At 75.4% G+C, this 26,545-nt stretch carries 27 protein-coding genes and 1 tRNA gene; 14 read left to right on the plus strand and 14 right to left on the minus strand.

Annotated features, from left to right (window positions below):
* Nucleotides 1–49 precede the first annotated feature (49 nt).
* Nucleotides 50–997 (plus strand): NAD(P)H-binding protein, encoded by a 948-nt coding sequence (locus BLT39_RS17795; RefSeq protein ID WP_091066790.1) that lies wholly within the window; start codon nt 50–52, stop codon nt 995–997.
* Entirely contained in the window at nt 994–1,782 is a 789-nt protein-coding gene (locus BLT39_RS17800) for a CPBP family intramembrane glutamic endopeptidase (RefSeq protein WP_242658522.1), read from the plus strand. Before BLT39_RS17795 ends, BLT39_RS17800 begins: the two co-directional genes overlap by 4 nt.
* Nucleotides 1,783–1,798: 16 nt before the next feature.
* On the opposite strand, the gene crgA is transcribed toward BLT39_RS17800, so the two are convergent.
* Nucleotides 1,799–2,071, minus strand: a complete 273-nt coding sequence (gene crgA, locus BLT39_RS17805; RefSeq protein ID WP_091066793.1) for a cell division protein CrgA — start codon at nt 2,069–2,071, stop codon at nt 1,799–1,801.
* 68 nt (nt 2,072–2,139) lie between these two features.
* Between crgA and BLT39_RS17810 the strand changes: the two genes are divergently transcribed.
* From BLT39_RS17810 to BLT39_RS17825, 4 genes are read left to right on the plus strand one after another with little or no spacing between them, the layout of a single operon-like run.
* Entirely contained in the window at nt 2,140–2,889 is a 750-nt protein-coding gene (locus tag BLT39_RS17810; protein ID WP_091066796.1) for a DUF881 domain-containing protein, read from the plus strand.
* 29 nt (nt 2,890–2,918) lie between these two features.
* Nucleotides 2,919–3,962 (plus strand): class E sortase, encoded by a 1,044-nt coding sequence (locus BLT39_RS17815; RefSeq protein ID WP_091066799.1) that lies wholly within the window; start codon nt 2,919–2,921, stop codon nt 3,960–3,962.
* On the plus strand, nt 3,962–4,120 hold the full coding sequence (locus BLT39_RS22570) for a hypothetical protein (protein ID WP_091066802.1): 159 nt from the start codon (nt 3,962–3,964) through the stop codon (nt 4,118–4,120). Before BLT39_RS17815 ends, BLT39_RS22570 begins: the two co-directional genes overlap by 1 nt.
* Entirely contained in the window at nt 4,117–4,767 is a 651-nt protein-coding gene (locus BLT39_RS17825) for an aminodeoxychorismate/anthranilate synthase component II (RefSeq protein WP_091066805.1), read from the plus strand. Before BLT39_RS22570 ends, BLT39_RS17825 begins: the two co-directional genes overlap by 4 nt.
* Nucleotides 4,768–4,791: 24 nt before the next feature.
* Here BLT39_RS17825 and pknB read toward each other — a convergent pair whose 3' ends face one another.
* From pknB to BLT39_RS17860, 7 genes are all read right to left on the minus strand, one after another.
* On the minus strand, nt 4,792–6,579 hold the full coding sequence (pknB, locus tag BLT39_RS17830) for a Stk1 family PASTA domain-containing Ser/Thr kinase (protein WP_091066809.1): 1,788 nt from the start codon (nt 6,577–6,579) through the stop codon (nt 4,792–4,794).
* A gap of 85 nt (nt 6,580–6,664) precedes the next feature.
* The gene (locus BLT39_RS17835; protein ID WP_091066812.1) at nt 6,665–8,149 is read right to left on the minus strand and encodes a serine/threonine-protein kinase; all 1,485 of its coding nucleotides are present in this window, start codon (nt 8,147–8,149) and stop codon (nt 6,665–6,667) included.
* Nucleotides 8,149–9,600, minus strand: a complete 1,452-nt coding sequence (locus tag BLT39_RS17840) for a peptidoglycan D,D-transpeptidase FtsI family protein (protein ID WP_091066815.1) — start codon at nt 9,598–9,600, stop codon at nt 8,149–8,151. Before BLT39_RS17840 ends, BLT39_RS17835 begins: the two co-directional genes overlap by 1 nt.
* Nucleotides 9,597–11,033, minus strand: coding sequence for an FtsW/RodA/SpoVE family cell cycle protein (locus BLT39_RS17845; protein WP_091067382.1), 1,437 nt, complete (start codon nt 11,031–11,033; stop codon nt 9,597–9,599). Before BLT39_RS17845 ends, BLT39_RS17840 begins: the two co-directional genes overlap by 4 nt.
* Entirely contained in the window at nt 11,033–12,439 is a 1,407-nt protein-coding gene (locus BLT39_RS17850; protein WP_091066819.1) for a PP2C family protein-serine/threonine phosphatase, read from the minus strand. The genes BLT39_RS17845 and BLT39_RS17850 overlap by 1 nt, the downstream gene beginning before the upstream one ends.
* Complete coding sequence (locus BLT39_RS17855; RefSeq protein WP_091066823.1) at nt 12,436–12,897, minus strand: FHA domain-containing protein FhaB/FipA; 462 nt, start codon at nt 12,895–12,897, stop codon at nt 12,436–12,438. Before BLT39_RS17855 ends, BLT39_RS17850 begins: the two co-directional genes overlap by 4 nt.
* Nucleotides 12,894–13,745, minus strand: coding sequence for an FhaA domain-containing protein (locus BLT39_RS17860; RefSeq protein WP_091066826.1), 852 nt, complete (start codon nt 13,743–13,745; stop codon nt 12,894–12,896). The genes BLT39_RS17855 and BLT39_RS17860 overlap by 4 nt, the downstream gene beginning before the upstream one ends.
* 139 nt (nt 13,746–13,884) lie before the next feature.
* Between BLT39_RS17860 and BLT39_RS17865 the strand changes: the two genes are divergently transcribed.
* A tRNA-Leu gene (locus BLT39_RS17865) sits at nt 13,885–13,967 on the plus strand.
* Between the two features lie 55 nt (nt 13,968–14,022).
* On the opposite strand, the gene BLT39_RS17870 is transcribed toward BLT39_RS17865, so the two are convergent.
* On the minus strand, nt 14,023–14,439 hold the full coding sequence (locus BLT39_RS17870) for a DUF1707 SHOCT-like domain-containing protein (protein ID WP_091066829.1): 417 nt from the start codon (nt 14,437–14,439) through the stop codon (nt 14,023–14,025).
* A gap of 87 nt (nt 14,440–14,526) precedes the next feature.
* Between BLT39_RS17870 and BLT39_RS17875 the strand changes: the two genes are divergently transcribed.
* Together BLT39_RS17875 and BLT39_RS22765 are read left to right on the plus strand one after the other, a co-directional pair.
* Entirely contained in the window at nt 14,527–15,162 is a 636-nt protein-coding gene (locus BLT39_RS17875; protein WP_091066831.1) for an HhH-GDP family DNA glycosylase, read from the plus strand.
* A 39-nt stretch (nt 15,163–15,201) separates the two neighbouring features.
* Nucleotides 15,202–17,052, plus strand: coding sequence for an aldose epimerase family protein (locus BLT39_RS22765; protein WP_207508116.1), 1,851 nt, complete (start codon nt 15,202–15,204; stop codon nt 17,050–17,052).
* On the opposite strand, the gene BLT39_RS17890 is transcribed toward BLT39_RS22765, so the two are convergent.
* Nucleotides 17,049–17,693 (minus strand): PilZ domain-containing protein, encoded by a 645-nt coding sequence (locus tag BLT39_RS17890; RefSeq protein WP_091066834.1) that lies wholly within the window; start codon nt 17,691–17,693, stop codon nt 17,049–17,051. The genes BLT39_RS22765 and BLT39_RS17890 overlap by 4 nt on opposite strands.
* Before the next feature lie 84 nt (nt 17,694–17,777).
* Between BLT39_RS17890 and BLT39_RS17895 the strand changes: the two genes are divergently transcribed.
* Nucleotides 17,778–18,482 (plus strand): MOSC domain-containing protein, encoded by a 705-nt coding sequence (locus tag BLT39_RS17895; RefSeq protein WP_091067389.1) that lies wholly within the window; start codon nt 17,778–17,780, stop codon nt 18,480–18,482.
* On the plus strand, nt 18,476–18,712 hold the full coding sequence (locus BLT39_RS17900; RefSeq protein ID WP_091066836.1) for an RNA-binding S4 domain-containing protein: 237 nt from the start codon (nt 18,476–18,478) through the stop codon (nt 18,710–18,712). The genes BLT39_RS17895 and BLT39_RS17900 overlap by 7 nt, the downstream gene beginning before the upstream one ends.
* On the opposite strand, the gene BLT39_RS17905 is transcribed toward BLT39_RS17900, so the two are convergent.
* Both BLT39_RS17905 and BLT39_RS17910 read right to left on the minus strand, forming a co-directional pair.
* A complete protein-coding gene (locus BLT39_RS17905) occupies nt 18,709–19,653 on the minus strand; it encodes a nucleoside hydrolase (RefSeq protein ID WP_091066839.1) in 945 nt (314 codons plus the stop codon). The two genes, BLT39_RS17900 and BLT39_RS17905, sit on opposite strands and share 4 nt — an antisense overlap.
* 88 nt (nt 19,654–19,741) lie before the next feature.
* Nucleotides 19,742–20,587 (minus strand): Fpg/Nei family DNA glycosylase, encoded by an 846-nt coding sequence (locus tag BLT39_RS17910; protein ID WP_091066842.1) that lies wholly within the window; start codon nt 20,585–20,587, stop codon nt 19,742–19,744.
* 51 nt (nt 20,588–20,638) lie between these two features.
* On the opposite strand from BLT39_RS17910, the gene BLT39_RS17915 reads away from it, so the two are divergent.
* Genes BLT39_RS17915 through BLT39_RS17925 form a run of 3 tightly spaced genes read left to right on the plus strand, consistent with a single transcriptional unit; the run spans nt 20,639 to nt 23,933 of the window.
* Nucleotides 20,639–22,018 (plus strand): RNB domain-containing ribonuclease, encoded by a 1,380-nt coding sequence (locus tag BLT39_RS17915; protein ID WP_242658523.1) that lies wholly within the window; start codon nt 20,639–20,641, stop codon nt 22,016–22,018.
* Nucleotides 22,015–23,175: a pyridoxal phosphate-dependent aminotransferase gene (locus BLT39_RS17920; RefSeq protein ID WP_091066847.1), complete on the plus strand. Its 1,161-nt coding sequence runs from the start codon at nt 22,015–22,017 to the stop codon at nt 23,173–23,175. The genes BLT39_RS17915 and BLT39_RS17920 overlap by 4 nt, the downstream gene beginning before the upstream one ends.
* The gene (locus BLT39_RS17925) at nt 23,172–23,933 is read left to right on the plus strand and encodes a carbon-nitrogen family hydrolase (RefSeq protein ID WP_091066850.1); all 762 of its coding nucleotides are present in this window, start codon (nt 23,172–23,174) and stop codon (nt 23,931–23,933) included. Before BLT39_RS17920 ends, BLT39_RS17925 begins: the two co-directional genes overlap by 4 nt.
* On the opposite strand, the gene BLT39_RS17930 is transcribed toward BLT39_RS17925, so the two are convergent.
* Both BLT39_RS17930 and BLT39_RS17935 read right to left on the minus strand, forming a co-directional pair.
* Complete coding sequence (locus BLT39_RS17930) at nt 23,930–25,549, minus strand: Na+/H+ antiporter (protein WP_091066854.1); 1,620 nt, start codon at nt 25,547–25,549, stop codon at nt 23,930–23,932. The two genes, BLT39_RS17925 and BLT39_RS17930, sit on opposite strands and share 4 nt — an antisense overlap.
* Nucleotides 25,550–25,566: 17 nt before the next feature.
* Nucleotides 25,567–26,520, minus strand: a complete 954-nt coding sequence (locus tag BLT39_RS17935; RefSeq protein WP_091066858.1) for an endonuclease/exonuclease/phosphatase family protein — start codon at nt 26,518–26,520, stop codon at nt 25,567–25,569.
* Nucleotides 26,521–26,545: the final 25 nt, after the last annotated feature.

Here is a 26,545-nt window from a genome sequence, read left to right on the forward strand (position 1 = left end):
TCGTCCCACTCGCCCTGCGGGCACGCCCGGCAACCCACACGCTGGACGGGTGCAGGTACTGGTGACGGGTGCGTCCGGGTTCGTGGGTGGTCGGCTGGCGCCGGCCCTGGTCGAGGAGGGGCACGAGGTCCGGGCCATGACCCGCCGCCCCGAGCGGTACTCCGGGGCCGGGGAGGCGGTGCGCGGCGACGTGTCCGACGCCGGCTCGCTGCGCACGGCCCTGCAGGGCTGCGACGCCGCCTACTACCTGGTGCACAGCCTGGACTCCTCGGACTTCCAGGACAAGGACGCCGAGGCCGCCCGCACCTTCGGCCGCGCCGCCGCCGACGCCGGGGTGCGCCGGATCATCTACCTCGGTGGGCTCGGCGACGACGCCGACGACCTGTCCCCGCACCTGCGCAGCCGCCGCGAGGTCGAGCGGCTGCTGGGTGAGGGCGCGGTGCCGGTGACGGTGCTGCGGGCCGGGATCGTGGTCGGGCACGGCGGGGTGTCCTGGGAGATGACCCGGCAGCTGGTCGCCCACCTGCCCGCGATGATCACCCCGCGCTGGGTGCACACCCGCACCCAGCCGATCGCCATCGCCGACGTGGTGCGCTACCTGGTCGGGGTGCTCGACGCCCCCGAGGCCGAGGGCCGGGTGTTCGAGGTCGGCGGGCCCGAGGTGCTCGAGTACCTGGAGATGCTGACCCGGGTGGCCGAGATCCAGGGCCGCCACCTCTTCGTGCTGCCCGTGCCGCTGCTGAGCCCGCAGCTGTCCTCGCGGTGGCTGTCCCTGGTCACCGACGTCGACCTGCAGACCGGCCGCTCCCTCATCGACTCGATGACCAACGAGGTGGTGGTGCGCGACCACGCCATCCGCGACGTCGTCCCCTTCGAGCCGATGGACTACGACCAGGCGGTGCTGGTCGCCCTCGGCGAGCGGGCCGCGGCCCGGCGCAGGGCCGCGGGTGACCGGCACAAGCACGGCGGGCTGCTGGCCCGGGGGGCCCGGGCGTGAACGTGCTGGGCCGGACGCCGCGGAGCCGGCTGGACCGCGCCGTCCTGCGGCTGGCCGAGCGCACCCCGGACTGGCTCATCGACCCGGTACCGCGCGACCACCGGGAGAGCGACGCGGCCTTCCGGCGCCGCCGCCGGGTGACCGGCGCGTTCTCCGTGCTGGGGGCCGGCATGCTGGGCCTGTCGCTGTCCCAGAAGCCGGACTCCAAGGAGTTCTACGGGCTGACGATGGCCGTGGCCGGCACCTGGGTCGCCGGCGGCATCGCCTCGGGCCCGCTGCACCTGGGCTGGATGCGCTCGGCCCGGGAGACGGTGCACCGCCCGGTGGTCACCCCGGTGCTCACCGGCGCGGGGGTGTTCGGCGCGTTCTACGGCGCCGCGCTGGTCGCCAAGCGCATCCCGGTGCTCAACCGGGCGGTCACCCGCATCCTGCGCTACGCCCACCAGGGCAACCCGGCCCTGGTGACGATGACGACCCTGACCAACGGGGTGGCCGAGGAGGTGTTCTTCCGGGGCGCGCTCTACGCCGCCGCCGGGACGCGGCACCCGGTGCTGAAGTCGACCGCCGTCTACGGCCTGGCCACGACCTCGACCCGCAACCCGGCGCTGGTGCTGGCGTCGGTGGTGATGGGCGCGCTGTTCGGCTGGCAGCGGAAGATCACCGGCGGCATCCAGGCGCCGGTGCTGACGCACCTGACCTGGTCGGCGCTGATGCTGCGCTACCTGCCGCCGCTCTTCGCCGACCAGCCCTCGATCGAGGCCGAGGCCTCCCAGCAGCGGGACTGACGGCCCACGGCGCGGCTCAGCGCCAGCGCATGCTCATGACCAGCCCGGCGACCATGGCGCCGAAGCCGATGGCGAAGTTCCACGCCGACAGCGAGACCATGAAGCCGATCTGGTCGCCGGCCACGTAGTAGACGACGATCCACACCAGCCCGAGCAGCATCAGCGCGATCATCACGGGGGCGTACCAGCGGGGGCTGGGCCGGGCGGCGCGGGCCTTGGCGGCGCTCGAGGGCAGCACGCCCTCGGGCGGGGTGTACACCGACTTCTTGCGCACCTTGGACTTGGGCACCGCGACGACTCCTCGACCTTGCACATCGGTACTGCTGATCTGATCGGGCCCCAGCCTAAGCTGCAGACATGCGGACGAGGGGCGGTGACCCGCGGCGGCGTGCCTGGAACGCCCTGGTCCCGGTCGTGGCGCTGGCCGCCGGACTGCTCTTCGCGACGTCCGGGCAGACCGCACGCGGCACCGACCTGCGGGCCGGCGACGTCACCCAGCTCTCGCAGCTGATCGAGCAGCTGAACGCGGCCAACGACGCCCAGGAGGACCAGCTCGACCAGCTGCGGGCCCGTGCCGACGCGCTCACCCAGGCCGAGGCCGGCCGCAACTCCGACGTGGCCGCGGCCACCGCCGCCGGCGACGCCGAGCAGGTCTCCGCCGGCTTCACCCCCGTCAGCGGCCCGGGTGTGGAGATCACCCTGGACGACGCGCCGGAGACGGCCACCGGGACCCCGCCCCGCGGCGCCACCCTCGATGACCTGGTCATCCACCAGTCCGACGTGCAGGGCGTTGTCAACGCGCTGTGGGCGGCCGGCGCCGACGGCGTGAGCGTGATGGGCCAGCGGCTCATCGCCACCAGCGCCGTCCGCTGCGTCGGCAACGTCCTGCTGCTGCAGGGCCGGACCTGGTCCCCGCCGTTCGTCATCACCGCCGTCGGCGACGCCGACGCGATGCGCGAGCGGCTCGGCCAGTCCTACGAGGTGTCGCTGCTGCAGCAGGCCGTGGACAGGTTCGGCCTGACCTACCGGGTGCAGGACCGCGGGCAGGTGGACCTGCCCGCCTACGATGGCGCGCTGGACCTGCAGTACGCCTCGGCCGCCGGCTGAGGTCCGGGGGCGGGGCTCGGGGAGGAACGATGGACGACGCGGACACCGGCGGACCACGCCGGGGCCGGCACGCGCCCGAGGAGCCCACCGCGCAGGCGCCGCTGCCGGTGCCCGAGGACGCGACCGTGCGGCACACCTGGCAGCCCGAGCTGAACCCGGCCGAGCCCGCCACCGGCCGGCACGCCGTGGTCGACGACCGCGCCCGGTGGGACGACGACACCGACGTCGCGATCGACCCCGTGCAGGACGGACCGCACGACGCCGTCCCCGCTGACGCCGTCACCGCGGACGGCGACCACGACGGCGACCGCGGTGCCGCCCCGGCCGCCGCAGCCCGACCCGCCCGCACGACCGGCGACCTGGTGCGCACCGGCGTCCGGGGCGTGGGCCAGCTGCTGGTCACCGCGGGCCTGGTCGTGCTGCTCTTCGTCGTCTACGAGGTGTGGATCACCGACCTCACCAGCGACCGCAAGCAGGACGCCCTGTCCCAGGAGCTGCGCGACGACTGGGAGGGCGACGACCCCACCGTGCCCACGCTGCCCGACGGCGGCATCTCCGAGGTGCCGCTGGGCCAGGGGTTCGCCTTCATCCGCATCCCCCGCTTCGGCGCCGACTACGTCAAGGTCATCCTCGAGGGCACCGACGAGGACGAGCTGGTCGAGGGCCCGGGCCACTACGTCGACTCCGCGATGCCCGGCGAGCAGGGCAACTTCGCCCTCGCCGGCCACCGGGTGGGCAAGGGCTCGCCGTTCCTGGACCTGGACCAGCTGCAGCCCGGCGACCCGATCGTGATCGAGACCCAGACGACGTGGTTCGTCTACCGGGTGCTCGGCGACGACGACCCCAACGGCGTCCCCGGCCAGCAGATCGTGCTGCCCACCGACGTCTCGGTCATCGCGCCCACCCCGAACGGTCCGCTGACCGGCCCGGCCAGCGGCGCCTACCTGACGCTGACCACCTGCCACCCGAAGTTCTCCGCCCGCGAGCGGCTCATCGTGCACGCGGTGCTCGACGGCTCCCCGATCCCCAAGTCCGACGCCCCGCAGGGCCCGCCGGCGCTGAGCGAGGGCTGATGTACACCTGGATCTGGCGGCACCTGCCGGGCACCACGGCGCTCAAGGCCGCGCAGGCCCTGGTGCTGGTGCTGGCGGTGTGCGCGCTGCTGCTGTTCGTCGTCTTCCCGTGGGTGGAGCCCAAGCTGCCCTTCAACGACGTGACGGTGGACCAGTGACCGCCCGGGTGCTCGTCGTCGACAACTTCGACAGCTTCGTCTACAACCTGGTGCAGTACCTCGGCCAGCTCGGCGTCCCCAGCGAGGTGCGGCGCAACGACGCCGTCACCGTCGACGAGCTCGCCGACCTCGACGTGGCCGGCGTCCTGCTCTCCCCCGGACCCGGGACGCCGACCGACGCCGGGGTGACCGTGCCGATGGTGCGCGCGGCCGCCGAGGCGGGCGTGCCGGTGCTGGGCGTCTGCCTGGGCCACCAGGCCATCGCCGAGGCCTTCGGCGGCGACGTCGTGCGCGCCCCGGAGCTGCTGCACGGCAAGACCAGCCAGGTCGTGCACGACGGCCAGGGCGTGCTGGCCGGCCTGCCGTCGCCGTTCACCGCGACCCGCTACCACTCCCTGGCCGTGGAGTCCTCGACCTTCCCCGCCGAGCTGGAGGTCACCGGCCGCACGCCCTCGGGCATCGTGATGGCCCTGCGGCACCGCGAGCTGCCCGTCGAGGGCGTGCAGTTCCACCCGGAGTCCGTCCTCACCGAGGGCGGCCACCAGATGCTCGCCACCTGGTTGCGCCAGTGCGGCGTCGAGGTCGACCAGGAGCTGGTGGACAAGGCCGGCGCCGCCGCGCAGAGGCTCGTCACCGCCGTCGGCTGACCGCCCCCTCCCCGGCCCGCGGGGTCAGGCGGTGGGCTGGCCGGGGATGGGGATGCCGGTGCCCGTCGAGGGCGCGGTGGTCGTCGTGGTGGGCGCCGTCGTCGTGGTGGTCTCCGTGGGCACGGGGACGGCGACGAGCACGGTGATCTGGTCGTCGGCGGTGGCCTGCTGACCCGACCCGGGCTCGGTGCCGATCGCCTGGCCGGCGGGGACCTCGTTGCTCTCGGCGTTCTGCTGGGTGATGTCGCTGAACCCGGCGGCCTGCAGCGTCGCCCGGGCCTGCTCGTAGGTCTGCCCCCGGACGTCGGGGATCGGCGCGCTGCCGGTGGAGACGCTCAGCGTGATGACCTGGGTCTCCGGGTCGGCCTGGCTGCCCTGGCCGGGCTCGACCGCGACCACCTGGCCGGCGGGCTCGGTGGAGGCCTCCTGGCGGCTGTTCACCCGGGTGAAGCCGGCGTTCTCCAGGTTGGAGCGGGCCTCGTCCTCGGTGAGGCCGACGACGTTGGGGATGGCCACGGTGTCCGGCCCGGCGCTGACCACCAGCGCGACGGCGGTGCCCTCGTCGACGGTGGCGCCCGCGGCGGGGTCGCTGCTGATCACCGAGCCCTCGGCGACGTCGGCGCTGGCCGCGGTGGTGACCGGACCGGCGGTGAGGCCGGCCTGCTGCAGCGCAGCGGTGGCCGCGGCCTGGGTCTGGCCGACCAGGTTGGGCACCTGCACGCTGGCCGTGGTGGGCTCGGTGGGGGTCGCGTCGCCGCCCCCGCTGTTCAGGGCGACGAGCAGCACGACGAGCCCGGCGAGCACCAGGACGCCGGCGACGACGAGGGCGATGATCCCCCGGCGGCGGCGCTTGGCGGCGGCCTCGTCCTCGTCGTCCCAGTGGTCGTCCTGGCCGGGGTAGCCACCGGCCGCGGCCGCCCCGATGTAGGAGGTCCGCTCGGCGTCGCCCATGACCGGGGTGGCCTCGACGCGCTGGCCGGCGACCGCGCGCAGCAGGTCGCTGCGCATCTCGGCGGCGGACTGGTAGCGGTTGGCCGGGTTCTTGCTCATCGCCTTGAGCAGGATGGCGTCGAGCTCCGGCGGCACCTCGGGGTTGATCGAGGACGGCGTGCGGGGGTCCTCGCGCACGTGCTGGTAGGCCACGGCCACGGGGGAGTCGCCGGTGAAGGGCGGCGCGCCGGTGACGAGCTCGTACAGCAGGCAGCCGGCGGAGTAGACGTCGGAGCGGGCGTCGACGCCCTCGCCGCGGGCCTGCTCCGGCGACAGGTACTGCGCGGTGCCGATGACCGCGGCGGTGGAGGTCATCGTGGCGGCGGAGTCCGAGACCGCCCGCGCGATGCCGAAGTCCATCACCTTGACGGTGCCCTGCGGGGTGATCATCACGTTCCCGGGCTTCACGTCCCGGTGCACGATGCCGTTGCGGTGGCTGAAGTCCAGGGCGGCGCAGATGTCGGCGGTCAGCGACATCGCCCGGGCCGGCTCGAGCCGGCCCTCCCGGCGCAGCACGTCGCGCAGGGTCTCGCCCTCGACGTACTCCATCACGATGTAGGGGGTCGCCCCGGTGGTCGTGCGGTCCTCGCCGGTGTCGTAGACCGCGACGATCGCCGGGTGGTTCAGCGACGCGGCGGCCTGCGCCTCGCGACGGAACCGCACCTGGAAGGAGGGGTCGCGCGCCAGGTCGGAGCGCAGCACCTTGACCGCCACCTCGCGGCCCAGCCGCAGGTCCCGCCCCCGGTGCACCTCGGCCATCCCGCCGCGGCCGAGGACACCACCGATCTCGTAGCGCTCGCCGAGCACCTGCGGGGTGGTCATCGGGGGTCCTCTCGGGGGCTGTCCGGGGTGTCCGGACCATCGGGCAGCGTAGGCGATCCGGTCGTGCGCGCCGGGGAGGCGCCGGTCACGTGGTCGGACCGGAGGCGTCGGGGGCGGTGCTCTCGGTCGTGGTGGGCGCCGCGGTCGTGGTCGGGGCCGGGGACGACAGGGTCGGGGACGACGTCGTGGGCGCCGCGGTCGTGGTGCGCGGGGCCTGCGTGGTGGTGGTGCCGGCCGGCGGCGGGGCCTGCGTCGTCTCCTGGCCCGGGTCCTCGGTCTGCTCCTGCGTCTCCTCGGTGGTCTGCTCCGCGGAGCTCTCCGAGGTCCCCGGCGCCGACTCCGTCGTCGTGGCGGCGGGTGCCGAGGTGGTGGTCGCGGGGGTGGTCGTCGTCCCCGGGGTGCGGGCCTCGTCGTCGCCGCCACCGAGCAGGGTCAAGGCCAGCACCGCGCCCAGGACCAGCAGCAGGACGGCGGCCGCGGCCACCCACGGCCAGGGCGAGCGGCGTCGGCGGCCGTCGTCCTCGTCGTCCCAGCCGTCGTCCTCGCCGTCGACCGGCGGGCCCTGCAGGGGCGGCATGGTGCGCGGGGCGGTCGCGGGACCGCCGGCCGCGCCGAGGGCGCCCGCGGCGGCCAGGGCCCCGGCCGCACCGGCGGCCACCGGACCGATGACCTGGGTGCCGTCGCCGCCGGCGACGGGGATGTAGGCGGTGGTGGCGGCCGACGTCGCCGGCCCCGGTCCGCCGGCGGCCACCGCGCGGGCGGCGGCCGCGAAGGCCCCGCCGTCGGGGAACCGCTGCCCGGGGTCCTTGGCCAGGGCCTTCTCGATCAGTGCCTGCACCGGGCCGGGCACGGTGGGCGGCAGCGGCGGCGGGGGGCGGTTGATCTGGGCCAGCGCGATGGCCACCTGCGAGTCGCCGTCGAAGGGCCGGTTGCCGGCCAGGCACTCGTAGCCCAGGACGCCGAGGGAGTAGACGTCGGAGGCGGCGGTGACCTGGAAGCCCTGCGCCTGCTCGGGGGACAGGTACTGCGCGGTGCCCACGACCATGCCGGTGCGGGTGAGCGGGGCGGCGTCGCGGGCCCAGGCGATGCCGAAGTCGGTCAGCTTCACCACGCCGTCGGGGCGGACCATGAGGTTGCCGGGCTTGATGTCGCGGTGCACCACGCCGGCCCGGTGCGCCGCCGACAGGCCCTCGCCGGCCTGGGCGAGCACGTCGAGGGTGCGCTCGGGGGACAGCGTCAGCTCGCGGTCGAGGATCGAGACCAGCGGCTCGCCCTCGACGTACTCCATCACCAGGAACGCGACCTCGCGGCCGTCGGTGTCGGTGATCTCGCCGTAGTCGTAGACCGAGGCGATGTTCTGGTGCGCCAGGCCCGCGGTGTGCCGGGCCTCGTTGCGGAAGCGCTCGAGGAAGTTCCGGTCGCCGGTGTACTCGGCCTTGAGGACCTTGGCGGCGACCGTGCGGCCCAGGGTGCGGTCGGTGGCCCGCCACACCTCGCCCATGCCGCCGGTGGCGATCGGTGCGGTGATCTCGTACCGGTCGGCGAGCACGCTGCCCACGTGGAGCGTCATCAGTTCCCCCCGCGGGCGGCGAGGTAGGCCGACATGACCTGCTGCGCCACCGGTGCGGACAGGTCGCCCCCCGTGCCCTGCCCGCCCTGGATGAACACCGCGACGGCGATCTGCGGGTCGCCGTCGGGCCCGGCGTAGCCGACGAACCACTGGTTGTCGTCGTCCTCGGCGGTGGTCTGGGCCGTACCGGTCTTCCCGCCGACGGTGTAGCCGTCGATCTGCGCACGCCGGCCCGAGCCGTTCTCCACGACGCTGACCATCATCTGCTGCAGCTGGCCGGCCACCTCGGCGGAGACCGGCTGGCCCATCTCGGTGGGCTCGGTCTGGTCGACGACGCTGAGGTCGGGCGCCTGCAGCTGGTCGACCAGGTAGGGCGTCATCAGCGTGCCGTCGTTGGCGATCGCAGCCGCGATCATCGCCCCCTGCAGGGGCGTGATCTGCACGTTCTGCTGGCCGATGGAGGCCACCGCCAGCTGCGCGTCGCCGTCGATGTCGCCCACGGTGCTCTCCGCCACCGTCAACGGCATGTCGAACTGGCCCTGGTCGATGCCGAAGGCCTCGGCGGTGGCGCGGATGCGGTCCTCGCCGAGGTCGACGCCGAGCTCGGCGAAGGCGGTGTTGCAGGAGATCGTCAGCGCGTCGATCAGCGGCTGCTCGCCGGAGGCGGCGCAGGACTCACCGTTGTAGTTGTTCAGCGGCCGGCTGGTGCCGGGCAGCACGTACTGCTGCGGGGCCGGGACGACGGTGTCGGGGGTGTAGCCGTCCTGCAGCGCCGCCGCCGAGGTGATCAGCTTGAACACCGAACCGGGGGAGTGCCGCTCGGAGATGGTGGCGTTCGTCCGCGGGTCGGGGTCCATCGTCGACAGCTGGTCGGAGTAGGCGCGGATGGCCGCCGGGTCGTGGCTGGAGAGCTGGTTGGGGTCGTAGCCGGGGCTGCTCACCATGGCCAGCACCGCGCCGGTGCGGGGGTCCAGCGCCACCACGGCGCCGTCGACCCCGCCGAGGGCGTCGAAGGCGGCCTGCTGCGCGGCCGGGTCGAGGGTGAGCTCGACGTTGCCGCCGGAGGGGTCGCGGCCGGTGAACAGGTCGGCGATCCGGCGGAAGGCCAGCCGGTCGTCCGAGCCGGAGAGGATGTCGTTCTCGGCCCGCTCGATGCCGCTGTTGCCGTAGACCAGCGAGTAGTAGCCGGTGACCGTCGAGTACACCTCGGCGTTGGGGTACTGCCGCAGGTAGGTGAGGGTGTCGTCGGTGGCCACCGACTGCGCGACCGGGTTGCCGGCCACGACGATCGCGCCGCGCTCCCGGTCGTACTCCTCGGCCAGGATGCGGGTGTTCGACGGGTTGGCGCGCAGCTCCGAGGAGCGCACGACCTGGATGTAGTTGGCGTTGAGGATCAGCAGGGTGAACAGCACCAGCACGCTGATCGCGACCTTGCGCAGCGGCGAGTTCACGGCTTGACCACCTCGGTGAGGGCCTCGCCGAGCTTGGGCGCCGGCGGGGCCGGCGGGGCGGCCGGCCGGCGGGCGGCGTCGCTGATCCGCACCAGCAGCGCGACCAGGCCGAAGTTGGCCACCAGCGACGAACCGCCGTAGGCCACGAACGGGGTGGTCAGACCGGTCAGCGGCAGCAGCCCGGTGACGCCGCCGAGCACGACGAAGACCTGCCACGCGACGCCGAAGGCCAGCCCCGCCGCCAGCAGCTTGCCGAACCCGTCGCGGACCACCAGCGACGTGCGCAGCCCGCGCTCGACCAGCACCAGGTACAGCACCACGATCGCGACCAGGCCGAACAGGCCCAGTTCCTCGCCCAGCGCGGCGGCGATGAAGTCGCTCTTGGCCACCGGCACCTGGTCCGGGCGCCCGCCGCCCAGGCCGGCGCCGAACAGCCCGCCGGTGCCCAGGCCGAACAGCGACTGCACGACCTGGTAGCCACCGCCGTCGGGGTAGTAGGCGAAGGGGTCCAGCCAGGTGTCCACGCGCACCCGGACGTGGCCGAACAGCTGGTAGGCCACGGTGCCGCCGGCGGCGAACAGCAGGACACCGATGAGCAGCCAGGACGCCCGCTCGGTGGCCACGTAGAGCATCACCACGAAGATGCCGAACAGCAGCAGCGAGCTGCCCAGGTCGCGCTCGAAGACCAGCACCAGGATCGACACGCCCCAGGCGACCAGCACCGGGCCCAGGTCGCGGGCCCGCGGCACCTCCAGGCCCAGCACCCGGCGGCTGGCCAGCGCCAGCACGTCGCGCTTGTCGACCAGGTAGGCGGCGAAGAAGATGACCAGGCAGATCTTGGCGAACTCGCCGGGCTGGATGGAGAAGCCGGCGACGCGGATCCAGATCTTGGCGCCGTTGACCTCCGACAGCGCCGAGGGCAGCACCGCGGGGATGGCCAGCAGCACCAGGCCGACCAGGCCGATGGTGTAGGCCAGCCGGGACAGCGCCCGGTGGTCGCGGACGACCAGCAGGACGGCGACGAACAGCACCATGCCGACGGTGGCCCACAGCAGCTGGGTGGGTGCGTCCTCGCGGGCCGACACCGACTCGCCGAGGGCGTTGGCGGCGATGTCCAGCCGGTGGATCATCGACAGCCCGAGGCCGGTGAGCACCGCGACGCAGGGCAGCAGCAGCGGGTCGGCGTAGGGCGCGACCTTGCGGACGACGAGGTGGGCGACCAGCCACAGGCCGGTGAACCAGGCACCGAAGGTGGCGATCTCCGGGCTGGGCGAACCGGTGACGGTGATGTCGACGATGGTCTGCGCGGCCAGCGTGATGAGCACCGCGAAGCCCAGCATCAGCAGTTCGGTGCCGCGCCGCTTGGGCGGCGTGGTGACCCCGGGCGCACCCTGCCTCGGGTCGGTGCCCGGCCCGGCCGCGGGGGCGGCCATCAGTCCGCCTCCCGGCAGTCCACCCCGGGTTCCTGCGTCCGGGTGGACGTCGACGTGCTCGTGGTCGTGGTCGGCGCGGTGGTGGTGGGCGGCGCGGCGGTGGCGGCGGGGTCGCTCGGGGGGGCCGTCGTCGTCGGCGCGGTCGTGCCCGGGGCGCCGGTGGTCGGCGAGCTGCTGGCCGAGCCGGACGGCGTCGCGCCCACCGTGCGGCACTCGGGCAGCCGCTGCTCGAGCAGGTTGGACAGGATCCGGTCGGCGTCGCCCCGGTCGCTGGCCTCGATGCCCGACTCGACCCGGCTGCGGGCGGCCTGGGTCAGGTCGGTGAGGGCGAGGTCGGTCGGGGTGTCCAGCCGGTAGAGGTCCAGGCCCACCAGCGAGGCGTTGATGCCGCGGTAGACCCCGACGTCCCCGCCGTCGACGGAGCGGACGAACCAGTGGTTGCCGACGAAGGCGTAGAAGCCGACCGCGGCGGCGCCGAGCACGACCACGGCGGCCAGCGCGAGCAGCGCGGTGCGCAGCGGGCGGCGCCGCTTGACCGGCGGGGTGGCCGTGGCCACCGACGCGGTGGGCGTGGCCGGGCGCGGGTCGGCCAGCGCCGCCCGACCGGCGGCGGAGCGGGGGTCGACCTCGCGCTGGCCGCGGTTGTCCCCGGCCGCGCCGTCGACGACCGGGTCGATGGAGGAGCTGCCGTCGTCGTCGACGACGTCGGCCACGATGCAGGTGATGTTGTCCGGGCCGCCGCTGCGCAGGGCGAGCTCGACCAGCCGGTCGGCGGTGGCCTGCGGGTCGGGGTCGCGCAGCGCCTCGGCCATCGTCTCGTGGCTGACCACGCCGGACAGGCCGTCGGAGCACAGCAGGTAGCGGTCGCCGGCCCGGGCCTCGCGCATCGAGAGGTCGGGTTCGACGTCCTGGCCGTTGAGCGCCCGCAGCAGCAGCGAGCGCTGCGGGTGGCTGTTGGCCTCGTCCTCGGTGATCCGGCCGTCGTCGATCAGGGTCTGCACGAACGTGTCGTCGTGGGTGATCTGGTTGAGCTGGCCGTCGCGCACCAGGTAGGCGCGGGAGTCGCCGACGTGGCACAGCGCCAGCCGGCCACCGGCGAACAGCACCGCGGTGAGGGTGGTGCCCATGCCCTCGAGCTCGGGGGACTCGCGGATCACCTCGCGCAGGTGCTCGCTGCCGTCGAACACGGCGTTGCGCAGCGAGGAGAGCATGTCGCCGGAGGGGGTGTCGTCGTCCAGGTGCTCCAGCGCGGCGATGACCACCTTGCTGGCGACGTCGCCCGCCGCGTGCCCGCCCATGCCGTCGGCGACGGCGAGCAGCCGGGGCCCCGCGTAGACGGAGTCCTGGTTGCTGCCGCGGATCAGACCGCGGTCCGAACGCGCCGCGTAGCGCAGCACCAGGGTCATGAGCGCAGCTCCAGCACTGTCTGTCCGATCCGGATCGGCTGGCCGGGGGCGACCAGGAGGGGGCCCTGCACCCGCTGCTGGTCCAGGTAGGTGCCGTTGGTGGAGCCGAGGTCCTCGACGTACCACTGGCCGCCGCGGTTGGTCAGCCGGGCGTGCCGGGAGCTCGCGAAGTCGTCGGTGAGCACGAGCGTGGAGTCGTCGGCCCGGCCGATGAGGATCGCCTGCTCACCCAGGGTGATCTTGGTGCCGGACAGCGGCCCGGCGGTGACCAGCAGGTTCTTCGGGCCGCGGCCGCCGCGCTTCTTGCCGGCCTGGGCGCGCGGGGGCACCGAGGAGACCCGGCCGGTGCGGCCGCCGAGCAGGTCGGCCCGGACCACCCGGAAGGCGGCGAAGACGAACAGCCACAGCAGCAGCAGGAAGCCGAACCGGAAGACCTGCAGGACGATCTCGGCGGTCATGCGCCGTCCTGCCGGTAGACCAGCACGGAGTGCCCGATCCGGATGACGTCGCCGTCGGACAGCGGCTGGCGGCCGACCCGGCGGCCGTTGACCAGCGTGCCGTTGGTCGAGCCGAGGTCCTGGACGCTGGCCACCGGCCCCTCGAGGACGACGTCGACGTGCTTGCGGCTGACCCCGGTGTCGGGGAGGCGGATGTCGGCCTCGGTGCCGCGGCCGATCACGTTGCTGCCGGCGCCCAGGACGTGCCGGGTGCCCGGGCCGTCGACGACCAGCACGTGGGTGACCCCCGGGCGCTGCCCGGCGCGGCCGACGACGGAGGGACCGCCGGGCTCCTGGCCGCGCAGGGAGGGCAGCGGCGGCAGTGGCGGGAGGCCCGGGCGGGCGGGCGGCGGCGGGGCGGGGTCGTGGCCCGGGACGGGCCCGCCCCAGCTCTCGTCGAGGTCGGTGGCGAAGCGCTGGGGGCGCTGGCCCGCGCGGGGGTCGGCGACGTGGGAGGCGACCTCGAACACGCCGGTGTGCAGCTCCTCGTCGCGCTCGAGCCGGACCTGGACGTCGCCGAAGGTCTGGAAGCCCTCGTCGTCGACGTGCTCGGACACCATGTCGGCGAGCTCGGCGGCCAGCTGCTCGGACCACTCGGCCAGGTTGTCGTAGTCGGTGGGGCCCAGCCGCACCTCGTAGACGTTGGGCACCAGCACGCGGCCCTCGCCCATCACCTTGCGCTGCTCGGTGGCCTCGCGCTGCAGGGCCTTGGCGATCTCGGCCGGGTGCACCTTGCCCTTGAAGATGCGGGCGAAGGCCAGGCCGACCATGCCCTCCAGGCGACGCTCGAAGCGCTGCAGCACACCCACAGTCGCTCCCTACGCTCGGTTGACCTCCCACTGACTGGCAGCCGATCGTAACCGGGCACGGGTCCGCGGACCGGTCGGTGAGCGCGCGACGCCCCGATGGAAGGCGCTCGCGGGCGGCTGCTAGTGTTCTCCCTCGCCAGGGCAAGTGGCGGAATGGCAGACGCGCACGGTTCAGGTCCGTGTGTCCGAGAGGACGTGGGGGTTCAACTCCCCCCTTGCCCACAGTGCAGACGAGAGGCCCCACCCGATCCGGGTGGGGCCTCTCGTCGTCGGTGGGTCAGCCGCGGCGGGCCGGCGCACCGCGGGTGGTGAGCGTACGGCCCAGCAGCACCGCGCCCCACGGGCCGACCACCCACACCGGCCAGGGGTAGCCGAAGCCGCCGGCCAGCGACGAGGCCAGGTAGACCGCCCACACGACGAGCGCGACCGTCAGGTACCCGCGCCACGCCTGGCGCAGGTCCCCGCCCCCGCAGCTGCCGTAGGTGGCGCGCTGCTCGGGACGGCGGGCCGGGGCGGGCGCGGGCAGGTCGGCGGTGAGCGGGGCGAGCTCGGCGAGGGTGCGCGCGGCGTAGGCGGCGGCCAGGCGCTCGTCGTACTCGGTGACGGTGAGACGACCCTCGGACAGCGCCCGGCCGAGGACCTCGGCGACGGCGGTGCGGTCGGTGTCGGCGGCGCGGAGCTCGGTGGCGGGCATGCGACGAGTCTTCCCAGCGCACGGGCCCGCCACCACTGACACCTGTCACCGATGTGCTGGTCGGCCCGTCACGGGTAGGGCGCGGTCATGACCCCCCGCGACACGGCCGCCGCCGTCCTGGGCCAGCACGGCACCACCTTCGCGGCGCAGGCCGGCATCCGGCTCGCCGACACCCCCGCCCCGCTCTGGCAGCTGCTGGTGCTGGCCGAGCTGCTGTCCGCCCGCATCGACGCCGACATCGCGGTCGCGGCGACCTCCGAGCTGCTCGACGCCGGGCTGACCACCCCCGACCACATGCTCGAGGCCAGCTGGCAGGACCGGGTCGACGCGCTGGGCCGGGGCCACTACCGCCGCTACGACGAGCGCACCTCCCGCCAGCTGGGCGACCTCGCCACCCAGGTCCGCGACCGCTGGCACGGCGACCTGAGCCGGCTGGCCGCCGAGGCCGACGGCGACGCCGACCGGGCCGCCGCGCTGCTGCAGGACTTCCCCGGCTTCGGTCCGCTCGGCGCGCACGTGTTCCTCCGCGAGGCGCAGGCCGTGTGGCCGTGGCTGCGCCCGCACCTGGACGACCGGGCGCTGCGCGGCGCCGAGCGGGTCGGCCTGCCCACCGACCCGGCCGCCCTCGCCGACCTGGTGGACGGCGACGACCTGGCCCGCCTCGCCGCCGGCCTGGTCCGGGTGTCCCTGCTGGGCAACGGCGAGGAACCGCTCGCCGGGTGACCCCTCGCCGGGTGCACCGAGCCGTGGTGAGGTGACCCCGTGCCGATCGACCCGCACTTCCCGCCGTTCCTGCAGCGCCTCGTCGACCTCGGGGCCACCCCGCTGGTCCGCGGCGACGCCGCCGTCGACCGGGAGCGCTACCGCGCGCTGTCGCTGGCCCGCCGCGGCGAGGGCTACCGGCCCGAACCGGTCGCCGACGTGGAGGACCGGACGGTCGACGGGCCGGCCGGCGACCTCGCGGTGCGGGTCTACCGGTCGGGCCTGGGCCGGGTCGGCGGGCAGGCCCGCCCGGTGGTGGTGTGGCTGCACGGCGGCGGCTGGGCGGTCGGCGACCTGGAGACCCACGACCCGGTGTGCCGGGCGGTGGCCAACCGGCTCGGCGCGATCGTCGTCGCGGTGGACTACCGGCTGGCCCCCGAGCACCCGCACCCCGCGCCGCTGGAGGACAGCCTGGCCGCCGTCCGCTGGGCCGCGGAGCGCTGGCCCTCGGCGCCGCTGGTCGTCGCGGGCGACAGCGCCGGCGCCGGGCTGGCGGTCGGGGTGGCGCTGCGCTGCCGGGACGAGGGCGGCCCGGTGCTGGCCGCGCAGCTGCTGGCCTACCCCGGTCTGGACCCCACCATGGCCATGCCGTCGGTCGAGCAGAACGCCACCGGCCTGTTCCTCGAGTCCTCGGACATGCGGCAGTTCTGGGACTGGTACCTGCCCGACGGCGGCGACCGCTGGACCGCCCCGCTGGGCACCGACCTCTCCGGGTTGCCGCCGGCGGTGGTGGCCACCGCCGAGTTCGACCCGCTGCGCGACGAGGGCGACACCTACGCCGTCGAGCTGGCCGCCGCGGGGGTGCACGTCGTCCACCTGCCCGGCCCCGGCCTGGTGCACGGCTACTTCGGTCTGACCGAGATCGCACCGGCCGCCGCCGTCCGGCGGGCCGAGGTGCTCGACGTGCTGGCCGACCTGCTCGGCATGCCCGGCGTGGTGCCCGAGGAGGCCGCGTGGCCGACCACCGAGCCGCTGGGGGCGTGGCTGGAGCGCGGCAGCGCGCGGGTCGCGGTGGACCTGCGCGGCGGCGGCCTGCGGCGGCTCGCGGTCGGCGACTGGGACGTCCTGGACGGCTACCGCACCGGCGAGGTGCCGAAGGGACGGCGGGGCGGCCTGCTGCTGCCCTGGCCGAACCGGCTGCGCGGGGGCCGCTGGTCCTGGCGGGGCACCGACCTGCAGCTGGACACCGCGGCCGGGGGCGCGGCCATGCACGGCCTGCTGTCCTGGCAGCCCTTCTCGGTGCTGGCCCGCACCCAGGACACCGTCACCGTCGGCACCGTGCTGGAGCCGCGGCCGGGCTACCCGTTCCGGCTGGCCGTGGCGGTGGACTACCGGCTGGACCCCGACCGGCTGACCGTGACCGTCCGGGTGCGCAACGCCGGCACCCACGACGCCCCCTTCGGCGTCGGCATGCACCCCTACCTGCACGTGGGGTCCGAGGACGACGGCGCGATCGGCGCCGCGAGCCTGCAGGTGCCCGCCCGCACCGGCCTGGACCTGGACGGCGGCCTGCCCACCGGCGGCCGGCACGCCTTCGACGGCGCGGTCGGCACCATCGGCGACCGGGCGCTGGACGACGCCCTCACCGACCTGGTACGCGACGAGGACGGCTGGGCGCGGGTACGGCTGGCCGGCCCGGCCGGGGAGCTGGAGCTGGCCGTGGACGGCCGGTGGCCGTGGCTGCAGGTCTACACCGGCGACACGCTGCCGGAGGGACAGCGGCGGCGGAGCCTGGCCGTGGAGCCGATGACCTGCCCGCCGAACGCGCTGGCCGACGGCGCCGACCTGGTGGTGCTGGCGCCCGAGGAGACCTGGGCGGGCAGCTGGACGCTGTCCTGGCGGCCCGCCTAGAGGTCGCCGCGCCGGGCCAGCTGGCGCAGCCGCTCGAACACCCGGGCCCGCACCTGGTCCTCGGCCCGCTCGGGCCAGCCCTCGAAGACCAGCGAGGCCTCCAGCCGGCCGTCGGTGACCGGGTAGCCGCGCCGCACCTCGGCCGGGCCGGCCACCACCCGGCCCTCGCCCAGGTGCAGGGTCACGGTCACCCGGTCCAGCACCGCCGGCCAGCCGTCGGTGACCGGCCAGCGCCCGCGCACGCCGGTCTCGGACAGGTCCAGCGTGGTGCCCTCGACGCTGCGGGCACCGTCGGTGAGCACGGCCGGCAGCAGCACCTCGGCGCGCACCGCGCCGCGGCGCTGGCCGTCGCGGACGCTGCCCAGGGGCTCCAGCCGCCAGGTGGGCTCGCCGTCGGTCACCACCTCCAGCACCCGGGCGGTGCGGGCGCGGGGGCCGCGGCGGGAGGACCAGATCAGCTCGACGTCCTGGCCGACCGGGACGCGGATGCGCCGTCCGGTGCGGTCCTGGGCGACGGTGACCACGAGGACGCCGTCCCCGGGCTGGTCCTCGGGCACGAAGGAGACCAGCAGGTCGTCGCGGTCGGGCACGTGCACGTCGAGCACGCTGCGGGGGCCGGGCAGCTCCTCGCCGTCGGTCATCTGGGTCACTCCCGTCTCGGTGGCGGCGTCAGGCTGGCACGCCGGACGGCCTCCGTGCAGCACCCGGCGCGCGACACTGACCACATGCAGGTCCTCGAGCTGTGGCGCTACCCGGTCAAGTCGTTGCAGGGCGAGCGGTGCGACGCCGTCGACGTCGGCCCGGAGGGGTTCGTCGGCGACCGGGCGTGGGCGCTGTTCGACACGTCCACCGGCTTCGGCCTCACCGCCCGCCGGGTGCCCGAGCTGCTGTTCGCCGCCGCCCGCACCACCGGCGGCCGGCCCGACGTGGTGCTCCCCGACGGCACGGTGACCGGGGACGACGCCGTCCTCTCCGACTGGGTGGGCCGGCCGGTCGAGCTGCGGCCGGCCAGCCACCCCGGCCCGCGGACCTACGAGAACCCCGCCGACCTGGAGACCGAGTCGCGGTGGAACCCCTTCTCCGGGGCCGACGGCGCCTTCCACGACAACGCCGGCTCCCGCGTCACGCTGCTGTCGACCGGGTCCACCGGCGACTGGTCGCCGCGCCGGTTCCGGGCCAACGTGCTGCTCGACGGCGCCGGGGAGGACGAGCTGGTCGGCCAGCGCGTGCGGCTGGGCACCGCGGTCCTCGACGTCGTCGCCCCGGTGGCCCGCTGCGTGATGACCACCCGGCCGCAACCCGGAGGGGTCGGCCGGGACACCGGGGTGCTCAAGACCATCCACCGCACGCACGAGGGCACGCTGTCGGTGGGGGCGGTGCCCAGCGGCGGGGGCCGGATCGCGGTCGGCGACGAGCTGCGGGCATGGTGAACCCCGTGCAGACCGTGGAGCTCCGCCCGGGCGAGGACGTCATCCGGCTGGGTCAGCTGCTGAAGCTGGTCGACGCCGTCCCCACCGGCGCGCAGGTCAAGGACGTGCTGGCCGAGGGCGTCGTGCAGGTCAACGGCGAGCCCGAGGACCGCCGCGGGCGCCAGCTGCACGCCGGCGACGTGGTGAGCATCGAGGGCCTGGGCGACGTCCGGGTGGACCGGGCGCCCTAGCGCGCGGCCAGCGACCGCAGCGCGGCCACCAGCAGCGGCCCGAACGCCGGCTCGGTGGCCAGCACGACGCGGTGCTCCGGCCGGCCGGGGTGCACGCCGCCCACCACGGTGCGGCCCCGCTCCTCGCCGTCCCCGGTGGTGACGACCACCGGCCCGGTCAGCTCGCCGACCACCTGCACCGCGTCGGTGAGCAGCGCGGCGGCCAGCGGGTCGTAGAGGACGGCGAGGCGCCGGCCGAACACGCCCCGGTAGAACTCGCCGTAGACGTCGAGCATCCGGCCGACCGCGGCGACGGCGGGGGAGGGGTCGGTGCGCAGCGCGTCCAGGTCCTCGGCCTCCAGGCGCTGCAGGCGGGCGGCGTCCACCGGGAGCGCGGTCACCGGCCACGGGGCGGCGAAGACGAGGTCCGCGGCCTCCGGGTCGTTCCAGATGTTGGCCTCGGCGTGCGGGGTGATGTTGCCGGGCTCGGTGAACGCCCCGCCCATGACCACGACGTCGCGGACCAGCCCGGGCAGGTCGGGGGCGGCGTCGAGGGCGGCGGCGAGGTTGGTCAGCGGGCCGATCGCCAGCACCCGGAGGGCGCCCCGGTGCTCGTGGGCGAGGTCCAGCAGCAGCTGCACCGACCCGCGGGGGTCCGGCGTCCGCGTGGTCGGGGGCAGCTCGACGTCGCCGATGCCGTTGGTGCCGTGGACGTCGGGGGCGCCGCCGGCGTAGGCCCGGGTGCGGAAGTCGCGGGTGCCGGCGGCCACCGGGACGGCCGGCGCACCGAGCAGGTCGAGCACCTGCAGCGTGTTCTGCGCGGCGCCCGCGGCGTCGAGGTTGCCCGACACGGTGCCGATGCCCACCAGCTCCAGCTCGGGACGGGTGAGCAGGAACGCCAGCGCCAGCACGTCGTCGATGCCGGGGTCGCAGTCGAGGAACACGGGAGTGCGGGCGACCACGACGGGGGACTCCTGGGGACGGCTGGACGGACCCGGCGGACGCTACCGGCCCCGCCCGCGGCGCGTGCGGGGCCGGGACGCGCGGCGGCTACCGCGGCTGGCAGGTGGGGCACCACCAGACCTTGCGGTTGCCCATCTCGGCGACCTCGACCGGCGTCCCGCTGCGCAGGCAGGGCTCGCCCTCGCGGCGGAAGACGTAGAAGGCGTCGTCCCGGCTGACGTGCCCGTCGGTGCCCGGCCGGTCGGCGGGGTCGGTGGTGATCTCCTTGCCGCCGCGGTCCACCGCGGCCTTCATCACCCGGCGCATCTGCGACCACATGGTCGTGAACTCGTCCTCGGTGACGTCGACGCCGGGCCGGTGCGGGTCGACCCCGGCCAGGAACGGCACCTCCGCCCGCCAGATCAGCCCTGCCCCGGCGGTCACCGCCTGGTCCAGCAGCAGCCCGCCGATGGGCTTCGTGGACTTCCGCACCTTGGCCCAGGCGACGTCGGGGTCGGCGTCGTCGCGCAGCGGGTCGGGGCCGAGCTTGGCGACCGCGCGGTCCAGGCCCTCCTCGTCGACGAGCGTGCAGGTGATCGCCCCGCGCAGCTCGGCGCTGAGCGCGGCGTCCCCGCGCCCGGACCGCAGCCGCAGCCGGACGCCGGAGTCGTCGGCCTTCACCACCGGCCGGCCCGAGAGCTGCTGGTGGTCGTGGTCCCACCAGGTCCAGCCACCGATCAGCCCCAGGTGCACGTGCAGGTACTGCGGGGAGTCCCCCGAGAAGCGCAGGAACAGGTTCTTGCCGAACGCCTCGGTGCCGCGCAGCGTGCGGCCGTCCAGCGCCGCCGCGCCGTCGGCGAACCGGCCCTGCGGGCTCTCCGCGTGGACCACGTGGCCGGTCATCGCCTCGTCGAACCGGCGCGCGTCGACGTGGATCATGTGTCCCTCGGGCATGGGCCCTGTGTACCTGCACGTTCCACGTGGAACGGTGACGGGGTGGCTCGCGTGCTGAGGGTGTCCGGTCCGCTCGACTTCGTCGCGGTGCGCGAGGAGTTCGACGTCCCGCAGGGGTTCCCGGCCGACGTCCTCGCCGAGGCCGACCGGGTGGCGGCCAACCCCCCGCTGCCCGACCACGACGCCACCGACCTGCCGCTGGTCACCCTCGACCCGCCCGGCGCCCGCGACCTCGACCAGGCGGTGCACCTGGCCCGCACGGACAGCGGCTACCGGGTCTCCTACGCCATCGCCGACGTCGGCGCATTCGTCCCGCTCGGCAGCGCGCTGGACGCCGAGGCCCGCCGGCGCGGCCAGACCGTCTACTGCCCCGACGGCCGCACCCCGCTGCACCCGCCGCAGCTGAGCGAGGGCGCGGCCAGCCTGCTGCCCGGCCAGCTCCGCCCGGCCGCTCTGTGGACGATCGACCTGGACGCCGACGGCGAGGTGACCGCGGTGGACCTGCGCCGGGCCCGGGTGCGCAGCCGCGCCCAGCTGGACTACGAGTCGGTCGGCGAGCAGCTGCCCGTCGAGCTGGAGCTGCTGCCCGAGATCGGCCGGCTGCTGCAGGCCCGGGCCCGCGACCGGGGCGCGATCGAGCTGGGCACGCCGTCCCAGGAGGTCGAGCCCGGGCCCGACGGCGGCTGGACCGTCGTGTTCCGCGGCCAGAGCGACGTCGAGGGCTGGAACGCGCAGATCTCCCTGCTCACCGGCCGCTGCGCCGCGCGGCTGATGCTCGACGGCGGCGTGGGCATCCTGCGCACCCTGCCGCCGCCGGACCCCGGCGCCGTGGCCGCGCTCCGGCGGCTGGCGCCCGGCCTCGGGGTGGCCTGGCCCGACGGCGCGACCCCGGGCGAGGTCGTCGCCACCCTGGACCCGGCCCGGCCCCGGCACGCCGCCTTCCTCGACGCCGCGACCTCGCTGCTGCGCGGCGCCGGCTACACCGCCTTCGACGGCGAGCCCCCGGCGCAGCCCGGGCACGGCGGTGTCGGCGGGCCCTACGCCCACGTCACCGCCCCGCTGCGCCGGCTGGTCGACCGGTTCGGCACCGAGGTCTGCCTCGCCCTCGCCGCGGGTGCCCAGCCGTCGGCGGAGCTGCGGGCCGCGCTGCCGGAGCTCACCGACCTGATGGCTGCCTCCGACCGGCGCACCCACGCCGTCGAGCGGGCCGTCGTCGACCTGGTCGAGGCCACCCTGCTGGCCGACCGGGTGGGCGAGGTGTTCGATGCGGTCGTGCTCGACGCCGACGACGACCGCGCCACGGTGGTGCTGGTGGACCTGGCCGTGCAGGGCCGTGCCGACGGCCGGTTCGAGGCCGGCGAGGTCGCCCGGGTGCGGGTCGAGGTCGCCGACCCGGCCACCCGCACGGTCCGCTTCGGGGACGCCCGGTGAGCCTGCTCGCCCAGCGCCTGCAGGGCTTCGGGACGACGGTGTTCGCCGAGATGAGCGCCCTGGCGGTGGCCACCGGCTCGGTCAACCTCGGGCAGGGCTTCCCCGACACCCCCGGCCCGGCCGAGGTGCTGGACGTCGCCCGCGCGGCCATCGGCACCGACCTCGACCAGTACCCGCCCGGCCCCGGCCTGCCGGTGCTGCGCGAGGCGGTCGCCGCCCACGTGCAGCGCTTCCGCGGCCTGTCCTACGACCCGGCCACCGAGGTGCTGGTCACCGCCGGGGCCACCGAGGCGCTGGCCGGCGCGCTGCTGGGGCTGCTGGACCCCGGCGACGAGGTCGTGGTCTTCGAGCCCCTCTACGACAGCTACGCCGCCTGCATCTCGATGGCCGGCGGCGTCGTCGTCCCGGTGCCGCTGCGGCCCCCGCCACCCGGGGAGGCCGGCCGGTGGACCTTCGATCCCGCGCAGCTGCGGGCCGCGGTGACCCCCCGCACCAAGCTGGTGCTGCTCAACACCCCGCACAACCCGACCGGCAAGGTGTTCGACCGGGCCGAGCTGGAGCTGGTCGCCGACGTCGTCCGCGAGCACGACCTGGTGGCGCTGACCGACGAGGTCTACGAGCACCTGGTCTTCACCGGAGCGCGGCACGTGTCGCTGGCGGAGCTGCCCGGCATGCGCGAGCGCACGCTGGTGGTCAGCAGCGGCGGCAAGACGTTCTCCACCACCGGCTGGAAGGTCGGCTGGGTGTGCGGCCCGGCCGAGCTGGTGACCTGCGTGCGGACGGCGAAGCAGTTCCTCACCTACGTCAACGCCGGCCCGTTCCAGCCGGCCATCGCCGCCGGGCTCGGCCTGCCCGACGCGTTCTTCGCCCGGGTCGCCGCCGACCTGGAGCACCAGCGCGACCTGCTCGTCGCCGGGCTCGCCGAGGCCGGGCTGCCGGTGATCAGCCCGGAGGCCACCTACTTCGCCACCGTGCGGGTCGACGGGGACGGGCTCGCCTTCTGCCGCGAGCTGCCGCACCGGGTCGGGGTGGTCGCCGTCCCCATGTCGGCGTTCTACCTGGCCCAGCACGCCGAGCTGGGCCGCGACCTGGTCCGGTTCGCCTTCTGCAAGCGGCCCGAGGTGCTCGCCGAGGCCGTCCGGAGGCTGACCGCATGAGGGTGGCCGTCGTCCAGCACGACATCGTCTGGGAGGACCGGGCGGCCAACCACGCCCGGCTGGCCGGGCTGGTCGACCGCGCGGTGGGCGCCGGCGGTGAGCTGGTGCTGCTGAGCGAGACCTTCTCCACCGGGTTCTCCATGCGGCACGGCATCGGCGAGCCCGAGGGCGGGTCGTCGGCGCAGTGGCTGGCCGAGCAGGCCGCCCGGCACGGCGTCTGGGTGGGCGGTTCCAGCGCCGAGGTCGCCGCCGACGACCCGCGGCCCGCCAACTCCTTCGTGCTGGCCGGTCCCGACGGCACGGTGCACCGCTACCGCAAGCTGCACCCGTTCACCCACACCGGTGAGCACGAGTACTTCCGGGCCGGCACCACCCCGGTGACCGTGCAGGTCGGCGACCTGCGGGTGAGCCTGTTCGTCTGCTACGACCTGCGCTTCGCCGACGAGTTCTGGGCCCTCGCCCCGGACACCGACGTCTACCTGGTGCCGGCCAACTGGCCCGCCGCCCGCCGGCTGCACTGGCAGACCCTGCTGCAGGCCCGGGCGATCGAGAACCAGGCCTACGTCGTCGGCTGCAACCGGGTGGGCACCGCCGGCGACGGCACCGAGCACGCCGGCGACAGCCGCATCATCAGCCCGCTCGGCGAGCTGCTGGCCACCGCGGCGGGCGGGGAGACCGTGCTGGTGGCCGATGTCGACCCGGCCGAGGTCGCCCGGGTGCGCGAGCGGTTCCGCTTCCTGCAGGACCGGCGCCCCTAGTCCTCGGGCTGGACGCCGACCAGGCGGACCTCCTCGGCGTCCAGCTGGGCCATCACCCGGCGCAGCACCAGGTCGTCGATGGCGTGCAGGTCGCGCAGCCGGACCACGGCGTCCCGCTTGTCGGCCAGCAGCGCCAGCCGCAGCCGCCGCTCGGACTCCGCCTCGGCCAGCACCGCCTTCTTCGCCGCGCGGTGGTCGGGGTCGGTCACCCGGCCGTCGCTGAGCACCTGGGTCAGGTGCAGCTGCCGCTCCCGGGCCTCGTGGGCCTCCCGCACCCGGGCCACCACGGCCTCGGGGACGCCGAGCTCGGCGGCCCGCACGTCCAGCGCGGCCTGCGCGGCACCCAGGGCCTCCCGCTGCGCCAGCAGCTCCTCCTGCGCCTCCGCCGGGTCGGGCTGCAGCCGGGAGAAGCGGATGACCGCCGGCAGGGTGAGCCCCTGCACCACCAGCAGCACGACGATGACGCCGAAGGTGACCATCAGCAGCAGGTCCCGGCCCTCCAGCGGCCCGCCGGCCGCCGTCGTCGTGGGGACGGCGAGGGCCGCCGCGAGCGACACGGCCCCGCGGAAGCCGGCCCACTGGCCGGGCAGCCGACCGCGGAACCCCACCCGGCGCAGCCGCTGCGCCGGCCGCCGGTCCAGGGCCCGGATGACGTAGGGCAGCGTGTTGCCCCAGACCAGCCGGGTGCCGGCCACCGTGAGGGCGACCCACAGCGTGGCCACCACCCCGGTCCAGATCTCCGCCGCGCTGCGGCCCTCGACCACCGCGTGCAGCTCCAGCCCGACCAGCACGAACAGCGACCCGTTGAGCAGGAAGGTGGTCAGCGACCAGAACCCGGCGGCCTGCACCCGGGCGCTGGGTGAGATGACCCGGGTGGCGATCTGGGTGAGCGTCAGCCCGCAGGTGACCACCGCGACCACGCCCGAGGCGTGCAGCAGCTCGGCGGGCAGGTAGGCCACGAACGGGGTCAGGACGCCGACCACGTTCTCCAGCCGGACGTCGGTCAGCCGCCGGCGCAGCTCGGTGACCGCGAAGGCCAGCGCCAGCCCGACCGCGATCCCGCCGGCGTAGGAGGCCACCAGCCGCCAGGCCACCCCGCCGGGCCCGACGTCCAGCGTGCCCACCGCCACCCCGACCGCGACGCCGAAGACCACCAGCGCGGTGCCGTCGTTGACCAGGCTCTCCGCCCGCAGCAGGGTGCGCGCCCGGCGCGGCAGCAGGCCGGCGACCGTGGCGATGGCCGTGGCGTCGGTGGGCGCGAGCACCGCGCCGAGCACGAACGCCATCGGCCAGGACAGGCCCAGCGCGTGCCCGACGACCGCGACCGTGCCGGCGGTGACCAGCACCAGGCCGACCGACATCAGGCTGATCACCCGCAGGTCCGCCCGGATCTGGCGCAGCGAGATGGTCAGCGACTCCCAGTACAGCAGCGCCGGGAGGAAGAGGAACAGGACGACGTCGGGGGGCATCTCCACCCCGCCGACGCCGGGCAGGAACCCCACGACGGTGCCCAGGGCGAGCAGCACCAGCGGCGGCGGGAGCCGGACCCAGCGCGCCAGCAGGGTGCCGAGGAGGACCAGGACACCGACGACCACCACGACCTCGAGCGCGTGCACGGGGTCGATCCTTCCCCTCAGACCGGCGGCAGCACCAGTTCCGCCGCCAGCGCGCGGTGGTCGCTGCCGGGCAGGTCGTGCACCTCGAAGGAGGCCACGCCGATCCGGCGGTCGGCCAGCACGTGGTCCAGGGTCAGCCGGGGCTGCGGGCGGCCCTCCGGCGTCCAGGTGTGCACCAGCGAGCGGCCGGTGCGGGCACCGGCGTCGGCGTACCCCCGGGCCAGCAGCCGGCGGTAGGTGGCGTGGTCGGGGGTGGCGTTGAAGTCACCGGCCAGCACCCGCAGCACGTCGCCGCCGGCCGCGGGCAGCTGCGCCATCTCCCGCTCCCACCGGCGGGTGCGCCGCGTGGTCACCGGCGGGTCGGTGTGCACCGCGACGACCTCCAGGTCCGGACCGCCGGGCACGGCCAGCCGGACGACGGGCTGCTCGAACCGGCCGGGTGCACCCGACCGCCCGAGCACCTCCAGCCGGGTCCACACCGCACCGCCCGCGGCCGGCGGCGCACCGGGCCGGTGCCCGCGCACGTGCTCGCTGGGCAGCAGGTCGGCCAGCCCGGCATCCCGGAACCGGCGGTCGGCGTCCGGGGTGAGCTCGACCAGGCAGAGGACGTCGGCGTCGAAGGACCGCACCAGCTCCACCAGGACGGCGGGGTCGGCGCGGCCGTGCAGCAGGTTCGCCGACACGATCCGCACCCGGGGCCCCGCCCCGGGCGGGGGCGCGGCCACGGTGCGGCCTGCGGTCGCCCCGGCCAGCACACCCGCGGCGGCCGCGGCGACCACGGTGGCCAGCGGGGCCCGCCGGGCCGCGGCGACCCCCAGCGGCAGCACCGCCGACGCCGCGGCGTAGGGGACGAAGGACATGCCGGGGACCAGGGGCCAGCCCCGCTCGGTGCCGGTGGCGCGCAACCCGGCGCACACCGCCCACGGGACGGTCAGGGCCAGGGGCAGCAGCTCGCGCCGGACGGTGCTCATCGCCGCCCATGATCGACCACGGGGT

It is taken from the genome of Klenkia brasiliensis (assembly GCF_900100695.1).
GTDB classification, from domain to species: Bacteria; Actinomycetota; Actinomycetes; order Mycobacteriales; family Geodermatophilaceae; genus Klenkia; species Klenkia brasiliensis.

What these genes read in the sequence shown, in the direction of transcription:
- BLT39_RS17810 (WP_091066796.1), top strand. Translation starts at nt 2,140, where the DNA reads ATGCGGACGAGGGGCGGTGACCCGCGGCGGCGTGCCTGGAACGCCCTG.
- BLT39_RS17835 (WP_091066812.1), bottom strand. Translation starts at nt 8,149, where the DNA reads ATGACGCTCCACGTGGGCAGCGTGCTCGCCGACCGGTACGAGATCACC.
- BLT39_RS17850 (WP_091066819.1), bottom strand. Translation starts at nt 12,439, where the DNA reads ATGACCCTGGTGCTGCGCTACGCGGCGCGTTCGGACCGCGGTCTGATC.
- BLT39_RS17925 (WP_091066850.1), top strand. Translation starts at nt 23,172, where the DNA reads ATGAGGGTGGCCGTCGTCCAGCACGACATCGTCTGGGAGGACCGGGCG.
- BLT39_RS17900 (WP_091066836.1), top strand. Translation starts at nt 18,476, where the DNA reads ATGGTGAACCCCGTGCAGACCGTGGAGCTCCGCCCGGGCGAGGACGTC.
- BLT39_RS17910 (WP_091066842.1), bottom strand. Translation starts at nt 20,587, where the DNA reads ATGCCCGAGGGACACATGATCCACGTCGACGCGCGCCGGTTCGACGAG.
- BLT39_RS17890 (WP_091066834.1), bottom strand. Translation starts at nt 17,693, where the DNA reads ATGACCGACGGCGAGGAGCTGCCCGGCCCCCGCAGCGTGCTCGACGTG.
- BLT39_RS17875 (WP_091066831.1), top strand. Translation starts at nt 14,527, where the DNA reads ATGACCCCCCGCGACACGGCCGCCGCCGTCCTGGGCCAGCACGGCACC.
- BLT39_RS22570 (WP_091066802.1), top strand. Translation starts at nt 3,962, where the DNA reads ATGTACACCTGGATCTGGCGGCACCTGCCGGGCACCACGGCGCTCAAG.
- pknB (WP_091066809.1), bottom strand. Translation starts at nt 6,579, where the DNA reads ATGACCACCCCGCAGGTGCTCGGCGAGCGCTACGAGATCGGTGGTGTC.
- BLT39_RS17815 (WP_091066799.1), top strand. Translation starts at nt 2,919, where the DNA reads ATGGACGACGCGGACACCGGCGGACCACGCCGGGGCCGGCACGCGCCC.
- BLT39_RS17895 (WP_091067389.1), top strand. Translation starts at nt 17,778, where the DNA reads ATGCAGGTCCTCGAGCTGTGGCGCTACCCGGTCAAGTCGTTGCAGGGC.
- BLT39_RS17935 (WP_091066858.1), bottom strand. Translation starts at nt 26,520, where the DNA reads ATGAGCACCGTCCGGCGCGAGCTGCTGCCCCTGGCCCTGACCGTCCCG.
- BLT39_RS17870 (WP_091066829.1), bottom strand. Translation starts at nt 14,439, where the DNA reads ATGCCCGCCACCGAGCTCCGCGCCGCCGACACCGACCGCACCGCCGTC.
- BLT39_RS17845 (WP_091067382.1), bottom strand. Translation starts at nt 11,033, where the DNA reads ATGGCCGCCCCCGCGGCCGGGCCGGGCACCGACCCGAGGCAGGGTGCG.
- BLT39_RS17855 (WP_091066823.1), bottom strand. Translation starts at nt 12,897, where the DNA reads ATGACCGCCGAGATCGTCCTGCAGGTCTTCCGGTTCGGCTTCCTGCTG.